At 55.5% G+C, this 13,317-nt stretch carries 13 protein-coding genes; 1 reads left to right on the forward strand and 12 read right to left on the reverse strand.

Annotated elements, in window-relative coordinates; all coding sequences use genetic code 11:
* Positions 1–12: 12 nt before the first annotated feature.
* The 10 genes from U738_RS12575 to frdA form a co-directional block, all read right to left on the reverse strand.
* Positions 13–1,407, reverse strand: coding sequence for an AMP-binding protein (locus U738_RS12575; RefSeq protein ID WP_197671976.1), 1,395 nt, complete (start codon positions 1,405–1,407; stop codon positions 13–15).
* Positions 1,408–1,660: 253 nt separating this feature from the next.
* The gene (locus U738_RS12580) at positions 1,661–2,269 is read right to left on the reverse strand and encodes a hypothetical protein (protein ID WP_035580984.1); all 609 of its coding nucleotides are present in this window, start codon (positions 2,267–2,269) and stop codon (positions 1,661–1,663) included.
* The gene (locus tag U738_RS22690) at positions 2,269–3,138 is read right to left on the reverse strand and encodes a polymorphic toxin type 44 domain-containing protein (RefSeq protein ID WP_050713034.1); all 870 of its coding nucleotides are present in this window, start codon (positions 3,136–3,138) and stop codon (positions 2,269–2,271) included. Before U738_RS22690 ends, U738_RS12580 begins: the two co-directional genes overlap by 1 nt.
* Position 3,139: 1 nt before the next feature.
* Positions 3,140–3,625, reverse strand: coding sequence for a PAAR domain-containing protein (locus tag U738_RS12590; protein ID WP_035580987.1), 486 nt, complete (start codon positions 3,623–3,625; stop codon positions 3,140–3,142).
* Positions 3,626–3,842: 217 nt separating this feature from the next.
* Positions 3,843–4,784 (reverse strand): o-succinylbenzoate synthase, encoded by a 942-nt coding sequence (gene menC, locus U738_RS12595; RefSeq protein ID WP_035580990.1) that lies wholly within the window; start codon positions 4,782–4,784, stop codon positions 3,843–3,845.
* The gene (gene menB, locus U738_RS12600) at positions 4,784–5,644 is read right to left on the reverse strand and encodes a 1,4-dihydroxy-2-naphthoyl-CoA synthase (RefSeq protein ID WP_035580993.1); all 861 of its coding nucleotides are present in this window, start codon (positions 5,642–5,644) and stop codon (positions 4,784–4,786) included. Before menB ends, menC begins: the two co-directional genes overlap by 1 nt.
* Before the next feature lie 75 nt (positions 5,645–5,719).
* Positions 5,720–6,100, reverse strand: coding sequence for a fumarate reductase subunit FrdD (gene frdD / locus U738_RS12605; RefSeq protein ID WP_035580995.1), 381 nt, complete (start codon positions 6,098–6,100; stop codon positions 5,720–5,722).
* Positions 6,097–6,498 carry a fumarate reductase gene (locus U738_RS12610; RefSeq protein ID WP_035580998.1) on the reverse strand — a complete coding sequence of 134 codons (402 nt, stop codon included), beginning with the start codon at positions 6,496–6,498 and terminating at the stop codon, positions 6,097–6,099. Before U738_RS12610 ends, frdD begins: the two co-directional genes overlap by 4 nt.
* Before the next feature lie 12 nt (positions 6,499–6,510).
* A complete protein-coding gene (locus U738_RS12615; RefSeq protein ID WP_172821653.1) occupies positions 6,511–7,293 on the reverse strand; it encodes a succinate dehydrogenase/fumarate reductase iron-sulfur subunit in 783 nt (260 codons plus the stop codon).
* Positions 7,290–9,077, reverse strand: a complete 1,788-nt coding sequence (frdA, locus tag U738_RS12620) for a fumarate reductase (quinol) flavoprotein subunit (RefSeq protein ID WP_035581001.1) — start codon at positions 9,075–9,077, stop codon at positions 7,290–7,292. The genes U738_RS12615 and frdA overlap by 4 nt, the downstream gene beginning before the upstream one ends.
* 263 nt (positions 9,078–9,340) lie before the next feature.
* Between frdA and U738_RS12625 the strand changes: the two genes are divergently transcribed.
* Positions 9,341–10,810 carry an anion permease gene (locus U738_RS12625; protein WP_035581005.1) on the forward strand — a complete coding sequence of 490 codons (1,470 nt, stop codon included), beginning with the start codon at positions 9,341–9,343 and terminating at the stop codon, positions 10,808–10,810.
* 6 nt (positions 10,811–10,816) lie between these two features.
* Here U738_RS12625 and menH read toward each other — a convergent pair whose 3' ends face one another.
* Positions 10,817–11,575 carry a 2-succinyl-6-hydroxy-2,4-cyclohexadiene-1-carboxylate synthase gene (gene menH, locus U738_RS12630; RefSeq protein ID WP_035581007.1) on the reverse strand — a complete coding sequence of 253 codons (759 nt, stop codon included), beginning with the start codon at positions 11,573–11,575 and terminating at the stop codon, positions 10,817–10,819.
* Positions 11,565–13,316, reverse strand: a complete 1,752-nt coding sequence (menD, locus tag U738_RS12635) for a 2-succinyl-5-enolpyruvyl-6-hydroxy-3-cyclohexene-1-carboxylic-acid synthase (RefSeq protein WP_035581010.1) — start codon at positions 13,314–13,316, stop codon at positions 11,565–11,567. Before menD ends, menH begins: the two co-directional genes overlap by 11 nt.
* Position 13,317: the final 1 nt, after the last annotated feature.

Here is a 13,317-nt window from a genome sequence, read left to right on the forward strand (position 1 = left end):
CACACTAGCTGGCTACTTATTAACCAACTGCTTTCGCGCCAGCTCAGCAAACTGCTTACGAGAGGGTTTAAAGCCCACCCCTGGCGGCCAGGCCAGCCAGGCATCGGGTACCATAAAGCCGGGCAGTGCCTCACGCACCCAGGTGTTTAGCGCCTGCTCTTGGACGGCCTCACCGTGCCAATCGATAAACGCCACCGGGCGCTCGCCCCACTCGGGGTGGGGCACTGCTACAACCAACGCCTGGGCGATGTGGGGGTGGTCGACCAACCGCTGTTCGATGCTTTCTGGCTGGATATTCTCGCCACCGGAGATAAAGCCATTATCGAGCCGCCCTTCCACCACCAGCGCGCCTTCCGCATTGAAGTGGCCCTTGTCGCGGGCGGCAAACCAGCCTTCGTCGTTGAGGGCTGGATCAACTTCGCTGCCATTCAAATAGCCACAGAACAGGGTCGCACCGCGCAACTGAATTTCACCATCGACCACTCTCACTTCACGGCCCGGCAGCGGTTTGCCGACCACACCCGGCGCAGTGGGGATACCGGTACAGACTTGGCTGGCCATCTCGGATAGCCCATAGCTAACTTTCGGCGTCAGGCCTAGTGATGTCATCTGCGCTACCAGCGGCGCTGGAATCGCCGCACCGCCTAGTAACAGCTCACGTAGTTGGGTGCACTGGGGCGTAAAGCCCGCCTTCAGCAGCCGCCACAGCTGAGTGGGCACCAGGGAAAGATGGGTTATTGCCTGCTGCTCAAGGCGCTCCGCCAGCGTATCGGGAGCATCGTCGAGGATCAGCCGCCCACCGGCGAGAAAGACGCGAAACGGGATCGCGTAGCCGCCAATATGAAACAGCGGCAGCGACAGTAGCCAGCCACTGTTCTGATCAACGGGAATAAACGACGCCGAACCGCGTGCAGAAGCCAAATGATTCCCCACGCGGTGCAGCACCGCCTTGGGCGTACCGCTGGAGCCGGAGGTAAAAATCGTGTTGCACAGCTGGTTGCTATCCAGCGCCTGTGGCTCTCTCACATCGGCTTCCGTCAAAAAATCGAAGCTAACCGGTGTAAGCTCGGCAGGGTAATGATGGTCGCTTTCCGTTTGGCAAACCCGCCCAGCCTGCAAGCGTTTGGCTAGAGTGAGCTGTTGGGAAATAGGGAACACAGGGTTAAACGGACAAAAAATAATCCCTGCCCGTAGGCAGGCCCACGCCAACAGCAAGGATTTAAGAGCCGCTTTAGCGGGCACAACTAATCGATCACCGGGCACAAAACCTGCCCGCTTCAGTTGCTGCGCTAAAGACGCCACCCGGCGATTAAGCGTTCGGTAGCTAAGACGCACGGAGCCAGCCTCTACCGCAATATGCTCAGGGGTCTCTTTGGCCCAGTAGTGAATGGGACAGGTATCTATCACGCTGGGCACTCCCATTCTGAGGGGTATAAACAATGAGGCTTCGTAACGATTCCCCCCTGAATAGCATGCTTTATCCACCCATAATAGGGTGATTTGATTCCATCATTATGCTGCCAAGTAAAACGAGGTACAAACTCACAGCGCTCAATCATACTCCCTTCGACAAAAAGCCCAGCACTCTTGTCCTAAAGGCTCACAAAAAGTCAGATATAACGCAAGGCACATTTTTAACAAACAATAGCGACTAAAAAGGTCAGCTGCTTTGATACCCTTTGCAGTAGTGCCACTGCTTTTGTTCTAAAGGCTCGCAAAATAGATATAAATGTCTATTTCCATCAGGGTCAGATTTTACTGCCTGAGATATAGACGGAACAAACTCCTCAACCATCGCATATTGGTTATATTGCAGATGTTCAGTAAATTCACTTTGAGGGTAACCCGGTATTATACGCTTTAGATAGCCATCAGGATTATACTGATAGTACCGTGAAGTTCCGTCAACAAACTCATCTTCTTGACCATCAATATAAAAATAGGCAGTAAAGTAGCACTTATCTTGGCATTGATATATAAATGTTGCTTCATTGATTTTTTTATCAGCACTCCTTATATCGGCCTTAATCGTTTCGAAATCTTCTCCTTCAAGTGACTCTGGCCACACCAGCCCATCTTTTATTTGAACCCAGTCTAAATTTTTTTGTAGCATAACGGCATGAATTTCATTAGAGATTTCTGTTAACAACTTTGTTTGATTCTGGCTGGGTCGATAGCTATCTACAGCCCAAAGATAGATTAGCCAAGCAAAAAAGCTAAAGATGATCGTAAGTGGTATTATTACGATTTTACGGCGGTAGAATGTCATTAGTTTGTCGCCTTCCGTCTACTTTGCAATTCAGCTTCTCGTTGCATGCTCTGTTCGTATTCTTCTTTACGTTTTCTAGCTCCTTGACAGCTATGACTTATCTTGGATCCACGTTCTTCTGGATAGTCTACCTGAGCGACCTCACTCATCAACAGAGAACCAGTTAACTGTTGCGGGGTAAAACGTTCGAACAGTGATATGCCTAAACTGACAGAAAGATGGTCGGTAACATCATCAAAACGGCGATATCCCTCCCCATTGACTTCGCTGCGGTCAGTGGGTGATACATCAGATTTCATACGATCGACTAGATACTGCGCCAAGCCAGCGCCGTCTAATAAAGTCTGTTCAGAAAAGCCGATGTAACGACCTACATAACCATAGTGAATATTGGACCAGATATCATAAAAATACTCATAGCCTTGGTATTTATGATGCCACGGATAAGCTGAGACACCTCTAGAGTCGAACTCATCGCCCTTCTTTCCACCTTTGTGGAAATCTGGTTTGTGATCCCATACTCCCCCTTCTCTTACCAGCAAGGCCCAACTAGCGAGGGCCGCTCTGTGGGAGAGTCGTTCGATCTGGATAAACTTCGGCCTTGCCATACCACGGGCGAGACGCTGAACGCTATTTAGTGATTCACCTTCCCGTTGCCAACGTTCCATTGCCTCCTGCGCGTTGTAAGCATTCTGCTGCTTTATGCGCTGGGCGGCTTCGGATTCAACATTGGTCTGTATTTCTTCGACTATCCAGGCAGCCACTTCCAACGCCTGATCTCTATGCGGACAGGGGACCGTAACAATAAAGGGGTCATCCAGCGTTGCTGGGGTGGTAATTGTTTGCGCGATACGTCGCCACTCGGCCATTTCAGTTGCCCCTAATCAGAATATCGACCACCTTGGCGGCAAGGTCTGAATCCATAAGATCGGCTTCCCCCTGGGCGTTGGTTTTCCCCTCTTTTGTATCACCACCTTCGAGCACCAGTCGGTAGGGTTCATGAGCCAGAGGAGCGCCGAATTCGTCACGAAACACCACTCGACGGTTGTAGCGCGGCGGCGGAACGGTAGGGAGTGATGTGGTGCTTACGCCACCTCTCGGCTGGCCAGTGATCGCACTAGCAGCCGCAATCACCACCCCGCCGCATGAGGTCTCGCTGCCGTAAATAGCGGCCGCGGCACCTTCAACTGGGTACCAATCAAGGCCGGTCACGATGCTGGCACCGCAGGAGCTACGGTCACCAACGCGAGCGACGGGTATGCCGTCGACAAAAGCGGTCGAAGCCGCACTGACAATACGGTGAGGGCCTCCGTTACAAGAGCAAGCAACCTGATCGCCCAACTTGGCTTGTTCCATGGCGGTATAATTTTCCTAACTAGACCCATAGAAAGAAGCTGGCTAAACGAAACGTCAACTTCATCAATCTCAGTTCATCTGCTCCAAACTGAACTGATTGTTATTCAAAATATCAGGTTGGCCTTGTGCAGTAAATATTGATATTAATAAAACTGAGGATTTGGAATTCGAATCAATGGATAATGCTATCGGGGGAGGAAGTTAATTGCGGAAACGCTCAGCCGTTATGATAAAGGCACTTCAAGCTATCAGTCATTACCTCACCGGAGGCAGAGGTAACTCGCTCAGCTAACCAATGCCCCGTATCCAACCCAGGCGGCTCATCAGGCGCCCACTCACTTGCCAAACGGGCAAGCTGCACAAGGCCTAAATCGGATTCAAAGCTGGAGGAGATCACTACACGCAGATTATCCGCTCGCGCCCTTTTAACGAGCGCTTCGCAGGCATTTAGCGAGCCAATCAAGGTGGGTTTGATCACCAGGGCTTTAATCTGGGGGTGGCCATACCACTCTTCCCTGCGGGATAGCGTTTCATCCAGGGCGATAGGTACCCCCGTTGCCTCAGCCACGGCAATGGTGTCGACAAAGGCAGCGCAGGGCTCTTCCAGGTAATCGATGTGATCAAGGGGAAGACATTCGCAGAAACGCCGGGCATCTTCCCTCGTCCAGCCGCCGTTGGCATCCAGAATCAGCTTGGTAGTGGGTAGCCGGGCTGCGAGCTGTTCGATCAGCGCCAGCTCCTCTTCCATGGCGTAGCGTGCTACCTTGAGTTTGAGTCTAGGCGGCGGCAAAGCCCCCCAGCCGGTCAAGATAGTATCCAGCGAAAGCATCAATTCCGCGGGCGCACCTTGGAGCAGTGGGTAGGGCGACAACGACGCGGGAAGATTTACAGGCCACAGGCGCTGGGCACAGTCGAAACCAAACTGCACTGAAGGTAACGTTGGAGCGGCTTTCTCGCCGCGCTTAATGGCATTAAGGCAGGCTAGGCTTTCAGCTTGTGCTTCAGCGAGGGTTTCTGTGGAGAAGCCAGGCAGCGGGGCTATCTCGCCCCACTGGCCATTGATGGAAACGAGTAGCCCTTCTCTGCTGGCCAGCCGATTGCCTTTAAACATCAACGGCTGGCGTAGCGGTAGAGAGTAGCGGTAAAGCGCCAGCTGCATTACGGGTTGCGCGGGTAGCGGGTGAAGTCCGGGCGGCGCTTTTCGTTAAAGGCGTTACGCCCTTCCTGCCCCTCTTCGGTCATGTAGTAGAGCATGGTGGCGTTACCCGCCAGCTCTTGAAGCCCGGCCTGTCCGTCACAATCGGCATTGAGTGCAGCTTTCAGGCAACGCAGTGCCATAGGGCTATGCTGCAGCATCTCGCGGCACCAGCGCACGCTCTCTTTTTCCAACTCTGCCAGGGGCACCACATGATTGACCAGCCCCATTTCAAGCGCTTGGGCGGCATCGTACTGGCGGCACAGAAACCAGATTTCCCGGGCCTTTTTCTGGCCAACAATGCGCGCCATATAAGAGGCGCCATAACCACCATCAAAGGAGCCGACTTTAGGGCCGGTCTGGCCAAAGATGGCATTATCGGCGGCGATGGTCAGGTCGCACATCATATGCAGCACGTGACCGCCGCCGATGGCATAACCCGCCACCATGGCGATAATAGGTTTCGGGCAGGTGCGAATATCGCGCTGGAAATCCAGCACGTTGAGGTGGTGGGTGCCCTCTTCATCCTGGTAGCCGCCGTAGTCGCCACGGATGCGCTGATCCCCGCCGGAACAGAACGCTTTATCGCCGGCACCGGTGAGAATAATCGCACCAATGGTGCTGTCGTGGCGGGCGCGGTTAAGCGCTTGGGCCATCTCGCTCACCGTTAACGGGCGAAAGGCGTTGCGCACTTCGGGGCGGTTGATGGTGATCCGCGCAATGCCATCGGCAGTGGTGTGATACAAAATATCCTGATAGCCACCGGAGCGATCCTGCCACTCTACCGGCGCATAGAGTTCTGATTCAGTGAGTCCGTTAATCATGCCAGTCTCTTTTTCTTTGTCAGGTTTTTTAGTTAGTTTTTCTTTATCAGGGATGGGGTGTTTGCAGTGAATCGCTTAAGCCAGCATACCTGTAACGACTAAGCCCAGCGCCACAATGCTTAACAGCGCAGCCCCACCGTACATCAGTTTTTTGTTAAGTGCGTCATTGCCCACGCTGATATCAAACATCCCATGGCGCAGGCGGTGGGCAGCATGAAATAGCGGCAAGCAAACTACCGCCCCCACAAACAGAAAGCCCGGTACGCTGAACAGCAGTGCCGATGCTCGCTCATAGCTCAGCGCCCCAGCAGGCAGCAGGCCCAAAGGCAGTAGAACGGCGATAAACAGAATCACGGCGGGCAGTAAAACTGCGAAACAGACGCCGCCCGCGCTAAATAGCCCCCACCAAAGCGGCTCATCAAAGGCTTGTTTATGCTGAACATCATGTTTGTTCATGCCCCACTCCTCCCCAATAGCCAGAAAAATAGCAGCGCGACCACGACTACGCCCACCCACTGCCCAGCAACAATGGCCTGATCGGGCAGGCTATGCCCGGCGATACGAATCGGCATTACCCGCGGGAACAGCACAAAGAAGGTGGCGGCGTGAAACAGGCTGGCGGCCAGCGCCAGAAGATTCAGCACTAATACGATGGGAGAGCCCATAAAGGCGATCCACCCCTGCCAACTCTCCGCCCCTTGAAGAAGAGCGACCATACCAGCGAGTAAACAGAGCGTGAAAAACACCAGCGGCAGCACCGTGGCTTCGCGCAGCATATAGAGTTTAAAAAAGCGGTGCTTCAGCCACCAATTGCGTTTCAGCGGCGGCAGGCGTTGCGATGATGATTTATCCATGATGTTCCTCCCCTACCCTTTAAACAGCGCAATAAGCGTGTGTTTGGCTGCTTCGACCTTGCCCTGATTGACCGCAGCGGCGGGGTCAACGTGTTTGGGGCACACTTTTGAACAGAAGCCCACAAAGGTGCAGCTCCACACCCCGTCGTGGCGGTTAAGCTCGGCCATGCGCTGTTTTTTTCCGTGATCTCGGCTGTCCAGGTTGTAACGGTGAGCCAGCGTTAATGCCGCCGGGCCAAGGAATTCTGGATTAAGCCCGAACTGGGGGCAGGCGGAGTAGCAGAGACCGCAATTAATGCAGTTAGCGAACTGCTTGTAGCGCTCCAGCTGCTCCGGCGTCTGTTGATAGGTTTCCGGCGCACTGGGGTCGTAAGGTTTTACGGGGTTGTCATCAATCAGGTAGGGCTTCACCGCCGCCAGGTGTTCAAGGAAGATCTCCATATCCACCACCAGATCCCGCTGCACGGGGAAGTGTGCCAACGGCTCGATACGAATATCGCCCTCGTAATCGCGCAGGAAGGTTTTACAGCCCAGCTTGGGAATGCCGTTCACCATGACCCCGCAGGAGCCACAAATCGCCATACGGCACGACCAGCGGTAGCTCAGGGTGCTATCGAGCTGCTCCTTGATATGGTTGAGGGCATCCAGCAGCGAGGTACTGTCATCCACCGGCAGGTCATACGCCTGCCAGTACGTCTCAGTCGAGTTATCAGGCAGGTAGCGTTTGACGCTAATATGCTTGGTGCTGACATTCTTCGTACTGATTAAGTTAGTACTCATCTGATCGATACTCATGCCTTCTCCCCCTTGCCCGCATCGCCATAGGCCCGCTCCGCCGGGGCAGAGAATTGCACATCGACGTCCTGCCAGCGCAGCTCGGCATGGGCATCGCCTTGGTAAAAGACCTGGCTGTGCTTGAGGTAGTTAACGTCATCACGTTTCTGCATGCCTTCATCCAAGCGCTGGTGGGCACCGCGGGACTCACGGCGCTCAAGCGCGCCCAAACAAGACGCTTCGGCAATATCCAGTCCACACTCCAGTTCAAGACATTCCAGTAACTCGGTATTAAAAATCTTGCTGGTATCGTTAACGCGGATCTCGTTGAAGCGCGCACGCAGTTGGCGCATGGTATCCAGCGAATGGCGCATGCCCTCTTCGGTGCGGTAAATCCCACAGCCGCTCTCCATGGCCTGCACCATGGCGTGCTTGAGTTCCACCCAGTTCTCGCCGCTCCCCGTTCCGTCACATAGCCGCAGCAGCTTGGCTTGCTGGCGGTCGCCCTGGGCTTCCAGCAGGCGCTCATCGGCCCACTCGGTTTGTGCTGCGCGCTTGCTTGCCTGCTCACCGGCCAGGCGGCCAAACACCAACAGCTCCGTCAGCGAGTTAGAGCCCAATCGATTGGCGCCGTGCAGACCCACCGAAGCACACTCCCCGGCGGCGTAGAGCCCGGCAATGGAGGTTTCGCACTGTGGATTGGTTTCAATACCGCCCATGGTGTAGTGAACCGCTGGGCGAATGGGGATGGGCTCTTTCACCGGGTCGACGTTGATATAGGATTTGGCCAGCTCGCAGATAAACGGCAGGCGCTCCAGAATGTACTTTTCACCCAAGTGACGCAGATCGAGATAGACCACATCGCTGTCGCCAAACTTACCGGTGCGGCCTGCCTGCTGCTCCTGCCAGAAGGCCTGGGAGAGTTTGTCCCGCGGGCCCAACTCCATATACTTGTTTTCCGGTTTACCCAGCGGCGTTTCCGGGCCAAGGCCATAATCCTGCAGATAACGATAGCCCTCTTTATTGAGCAGAATACCGCCTTCCCCCCGGCACGCTTCAGTAATCAAAATGCCGGAGCCGGGCAAGCCGGTGGGGTGGTATTGAACAAACTCCATGTCCCGCAGCGCCACACCATGGCGGTAGGCCATCGCCATACCGTCGCCAGTGACAATGCCCGCATTGGTGTTGAAACGGAATAAACGCCCCGCGCCGCCGGTGGCCAAAATCACCGTTTTGGCGCGCAGCACGGTTAATTCGCCAGTGGCTATTTGTAGGGCAATCACGCCAATCACAGCACCTTCGTGTACCGCCAGGTCGAGCACGAAGTATTCGTCGAAACGCTCGATCTCAGGGTATTTCAGCGAAGTCTGAAACAGGGTGTGAAGCATATGGAAGCCGGTTTTATCGGCGGCGAACCAAGTGCGGGCGGTTTTCATCCCCCCAAAGCGGCGCACCTGCACCTGACCATCGTCCTTACGGCTCCAAGGACAGCCCCAGCGCTCCATCTGCACCAGCTCTTGATAGGCGTGGTGAACAAAGTAGTCAGCCACCCCCTGCTCAACCAGCCAGTCACCGCCGGAAACGGTGTCATCAAAATGCGCCTGGTGGGAGTCTTCATCACTGGTAACCGCCGCCGCACCGCCTTCTGCAGCCACGGTATGGGAACGCATGGGATAGACCTTGGACAGCAGCGCAATGCGCTGAGGGGTGCCCTGGGTTTTGGCCTGTTCGGCAGCCCCAATGGCAGCACGCAAGCCTGCGCCACCCCCACCGACAATCACGATATCGAAATCTCGCTGCTGCATGACGTTTCCTTCCGTTAGCCAAGTCAAAGGTGGTGGTAGCGACACTCTTCGGTGCCCTTTCATTCTTCGAACTTACCACGCTATTGGCAGGCCCTGCTCATTAGTCCAAAGAACTATTGACGTGCGTCAAGCAAGTAGAAAATCGACTAGGTATTGCTGTTACCCGCGTGCCACAGGCCCTACTCTTCAAGCCACTCACTGCAGGGCAGATACCTATCCGCCAGGCAATAAAAACAGCAAGAAAGACTAAAGAGAGGTGCAGCATGACAACCAATGCCCAACCCTCGCCACGATGGAAACTGTTAGCACCGTTAGCAGTCGCTATTATCGTCGCGCTGATACCTACACCCGAGGGGCTAGCGCCTCACGCGTGGTACTTTTTCGCCATCTTCCTTGGCTGCGTGGTTGGCTTGATTCTCGAGCCCTTGCCTGGGGCGGTGGTCGGCCTGATCGGCGTTACCCTGGTGGCACTGCTTTCAAGGTGGGTGCTGTTCTCTCCGGAGCAACTGACGGCTGACGGATTCAGTGCCGCTAACCAAGCATTCTCATGGGCGGTGTCGGGCTTTACCAACTCTACGGTATGGCTAATTTTTGGTGCCTTTATGTTTGCCTTGGGGTATGAGAAAACCGGCCTGGGCAGGCGGATATCGCTCTGGCTAGTCAAAGCCATGGGGAAGCGTACTTTGACCCTGGGTTATGCGGTGATGATTGCCGATGGCATTCTGGCGCCGTTTACGCCTTCCAATACGGCGCGCAGTGCGGGCACGATCTATCCGGTCATTCGTAACCTGCCGCCGCTTTACGATTCGCATCCCAACGACCCCAGCATGAAGCGCATGGGCAGCTTTTTGATGTGGACCGCGCTTGCTTCTACCTGCGTCACTAGCTCGCTGTTTTTGACCGCTCTGGCCCCGAACTTACTGGCCATCGCGCTAACTGAAAGCGCGACCGGTATTCATATCAACTGGGGGCAGTGGTTTATGGCGGTAGCACCAGCCGGCATTTTGCTGCTTCTGCTAGTTCCGCTGCTGAGCTACTGGCTATGCGCGCCCGAAGTAAAAGCGGGTAATGAAATTTCCGACTGGGCAGGGCAGGAGTTAACCAAGCTGGGGGCACTGACTCGCCATGAAATAATACTGATCATTATGGTGGTCTCCGCCCTGCTGCTGTGGATTTTCGCGGGCGACATTATCTCTGGATCGCTGGTTGGTCTACTAGTGATCTGCGGCATGCTGTTAACCGGTATTGTAACCTGGAGCGATATTCTCGATAACCGAGCCGCCTGGAATACCTTTGTGTGGTTTGCCACCCTGGTGGCGCTCGCGGGTGGGCTTAGCCTAGTGGGGTTTGTTAACTGGTTTGGCAATGTGGTCGGCGGGCAGATAAGTCACTTTGACCCGCTGATGGCCATGGTGGCGCTGGTGGTTATTTTCTACCTGCTGCACTACTTCTTTGCCAGCGTGACAGCCCACGTTACTGCTCTGCTGCCGGTGATTCTGGCGGCGGCGTCGGGGATTGCCGGGCTAGATATGCAGATGTTTATCCTGCTGCTACTGCCCACACTGGGCTTTATGGGCATTCTCACCCCTTACGGCACAGGGCCAAGCCCGGTTTACTACGGCAGCGGCTACTTACCCAGCGCACTGTTTTGGCGGCTAGGGGCAATCTTTGGGCTGCTGTTCCTGGTGGTTTGGCTGGTGATTGGCCTGCCTTGGTTAATGCTGATCAGCTGATTGAAGTCAGCTTGCAGTACCCAACCAAGCGTTCAGCTGCTGTGAGAACGCCTCTGGTTGCTCAACATGAAGATTGTGGCCCCCGTTCAGAGCGATATGGCGCAGGCGCGGTGCCATCGTTGCCAAGTGAGTGGCAAGAGTGTGGAACTTGGCGTCCCGCTGCCCCGAAAAGTACCCCACCGGAAGCGTGGTATTTTCCAGCCACCGCCATAGCAAAGGCTGTTGACCCAAGGAAGTTGATCGCAGCATGCTGGCGACGGCTGGCCCGTGATTCGCGAGACGGCGTTGCATTTGCCGACTGCGCTGAACGTCGGTGAGATCGGCAAACACCGGCTGCTGATACCAATCGATAAGTACGTCTTCCAACGGTTCCTGCTCAAAGCGTAGCGCCCAGCGTTCATCATGAGCAATACGGCCAGGACGCTCACTGGCGGGTAGCCCAGGGTGAGCGCTCTCCAGCCAGAGCGATTCCAGACCCGGCGGCTGAAGGCTGGCATGGTACAGCGCCAAACGGCCACCCAGGGAGTAGCCCAGCAGGCAGTAACGGCGAACACCGTGAGTTATCAGCGCATCGCCAAGCCAGTGGTGAAAAGCCTCAAAAGAGCCTAGCTGCTCGTGCTGATTCTGGCCGTGGCCGGGCAAATCCAGCGCGAGGCAGTGAATGCCTTCCAAGCCAGCGATGACCTCAACCCAGTCCTGACCATCGCCCAGCAGGCCATGGAGCAGTACGAGGGTCGGCGCCTGCTTGTGAGGTTTACAGCTCACGCGACGCCCCTCGAATCGCTGCGCCCAGGGCCTTAAGATCATCGGCGACCTGCTGATGGGGTACGTTAACCTCAATCAACGTAACGCCCGCCTGAAGGGCCTGAGTGTAGGCTATCGCAAAGCTATCCAGCGAGTCAGGCGCTGCATAACCAAGCCCAAACATCTTTGCCGTATGCTCGAAGTTCAAGCCGTGGGGCTGGCGATAATATCGCTCCAGCAGATCGTCTTCTTTAGGCACCGGCAGCATATGGAAAATACTGCCGCCATCGTTATTAAGAATGACCACCACCAGGGGTTGAGCCGCCTGCTTTAACAGTGCGAGGCTATTGAGATCATGCAGTGCGCTGGTGTCTCCCAGCACAATGGTAGTGGGTTCTGCGCGGGAGCAACTGAGCCCAAACGCCGTGGCGATTAAGCCATCGATGCCCGAGGCGCCGCGATTGGCAAATACCCGTAGCGGCGTTCGGCGATGCGTACCCAGCATATTCATTAGCCGTGCAGGCAGGCTGTTGCCGATAAACAGCTGCCCTTCCGCCAGTTGCGCTAGCTGATGGCAAACACCCAGTTCTGAGAGTGACCTACACCGCTCTTCCACAAGCTGACTAGTGCGTCGTTGGAGGCTAGCCAACTGATGCCAAACAGGTTTCTCAGGGATCGCTGGCAAATCCGCGATAAAGTCGGCGGGCGAACATATCACACGGCGCTTAACGCAGTAATCAGGATCCAGCCGCTGGGGCAGCGGATCAACCAACCAGGCATCCTGCCAGGAATGTTGGGCAATAAACTGAATGAGTCGCTTGGAAATTAGCCGACCGCCAAACTGCAGCAGCACCTCTGCCTTAGCCAGTTCATCGAAGAACCGCCCATCGTGGAGTGCCAAATCAAAATGAATCAGATTGTGAGGATCAAAACGCACCTGGCTCTGCACATCCACCAGCAGTGGCCAGCCCAGTTGCTTGGAGAGCGCTACCACTTGCTGTGCCTGCTGCGGGTCATCGATGCTTCCTGCGACAATAATACCTCGATGTCCGACAAATGCTTCCCATACGTCACTAAGCGCTGGAACCGTGGCGCGCTCCTGCACATCACCCCATGACCAATCACTCCAAGGCGTGGAGTCCATCAGCCAGTCCCCCAGCGGGGCGAGATAGTCACTGGCATCCACTAAAGCGTCGCCAGGATAGAGAGGCTCGCGATAACGGCAGTTGATATGGATGGGCCCAGGGGTGCGGCGCTGCTGATCAACCGCTTGGTCAATAGTGCTAAGTACAAATGCTGCTTTTATCTCAGCATCGGGCGGCGGCAAGTCGTGGTGAACAATCGTGTGACGGGAGAAGATATCCCGCTGGTCGATTGCCTGATTGCTGCCGTTATCCAGCAGCTCAATGGGGCGGTCGGCGGAGAGCACAATCAGCGGCACGCCGAGCAGGTTGGCTTCCACCACCGCCGGATAGAGGTTGGCCACGGCGGTGCCTGAGGTAGTAATCACAACCACGGGCCGGTAACTGCTCCGGGCAATGCCCAGCGCCATAAACCCCAGCCCCCGCTCGTCAAAATGGCAGTGGCAGCGCAAACCGGCATGCTCGCTGGCGGCCATGGTCAACGGTGATGAGCGAGAGCCGGGCGCCACCATCACATCGCGCACGCCCAAGCGATAAAGCTCCTCCAGCATTAGCGCCGACCAAACATGATTAAAGGTGGCGTGCTCTTGCGCAAAACCGCTCAATACAGGTGTTGCCATG

The organism is Halomonas sp. TG39a, assembly GCF_000744395.1.
GTDB lineage: Bacteria > Pseudomonadota > Gammaproteobacteria > Pseudomonadales > Halomonadaceae > Vreelandella > Vreelandella ventosae_B.

Excerpts from the sequence above, each read along its gene's own strand:
- menC (WP_035580990.1), bottom strand. The coding sequence starts at position 4,784 with ATGCAGCTGGCGCTTTACCGCTACTCTCTACCGCTACGCCAGCCGTTG.
- menD (WP_035581010.1), bottom strand. The coding sequence starts at position 13,316 with ATGGCAACACCTGTATTGAGCGGTTTTGCGCAAGAGCACGCCACCTTT.
- U738_RS12610 (WP_035580998.1), bottom strand. The coding sequence starts at position 6,498 with ATGGATAAATCATCATCGCAACGCCTGCCGCCGCTGAAACGCAATTGG.
- U738_RS22690 (WP_050713034.1), bottom strand. The coding sequence starts at position 3,138 with ATGGCCGAGTGGCGACGTATCGCGCAAACAATTACCACCCCAGCAACG.
- U738_RS12590 (WP_035580987.1), bottom strand. The coding sequence starts at position 3,625 with ATGGAACAAGCCAAGTTGGGCGATCAGGTTGCTTGCTCTTGTAACGGA.
- frdA (WP_035581001.1), bottom strand. The coding sequence starts at position 9,077 with ATGCAGCAGCGAGATTTCGATATCGTGATTGTCGGTGGGGGTGGCGCA.
- frdD (WP_035580995.1), bottom strand. The coding sequence starts at position 6,100 with ATGAACAAACATGATGTTCAGCATAAACAAGCCTTTGATGAGCCGCTT.
- menB (WP_035580993.1), bottom strand. The coding sequence starts at position 5,644 with ATGATTAACGGACTCACTGAATCAGAACTCTATGCGCCGGTAGAGTGG.
- U738_RS12615 (WP_172821653.1), bottom strand. The coding sequence starts at position 7,293 with ATGAGTATCGATCAGATGAGTACTAACTTAATCAGTACGAAGAATGTC.
- U738_RS12580 (WP_035580984.1), bottom strand. The coding sequence starts at position 2,269 with ATGACATTCTACCGCCGTAAAATCGTAATAATACCACTTACGATCATC.
- U738_RS12625 (WP_035581005.1), top strand. The coding sequence starts at position 9,341 with ATGACAACCAATGCCCAACCCTCGCCACGATGGAAACTGTTAGCACCG.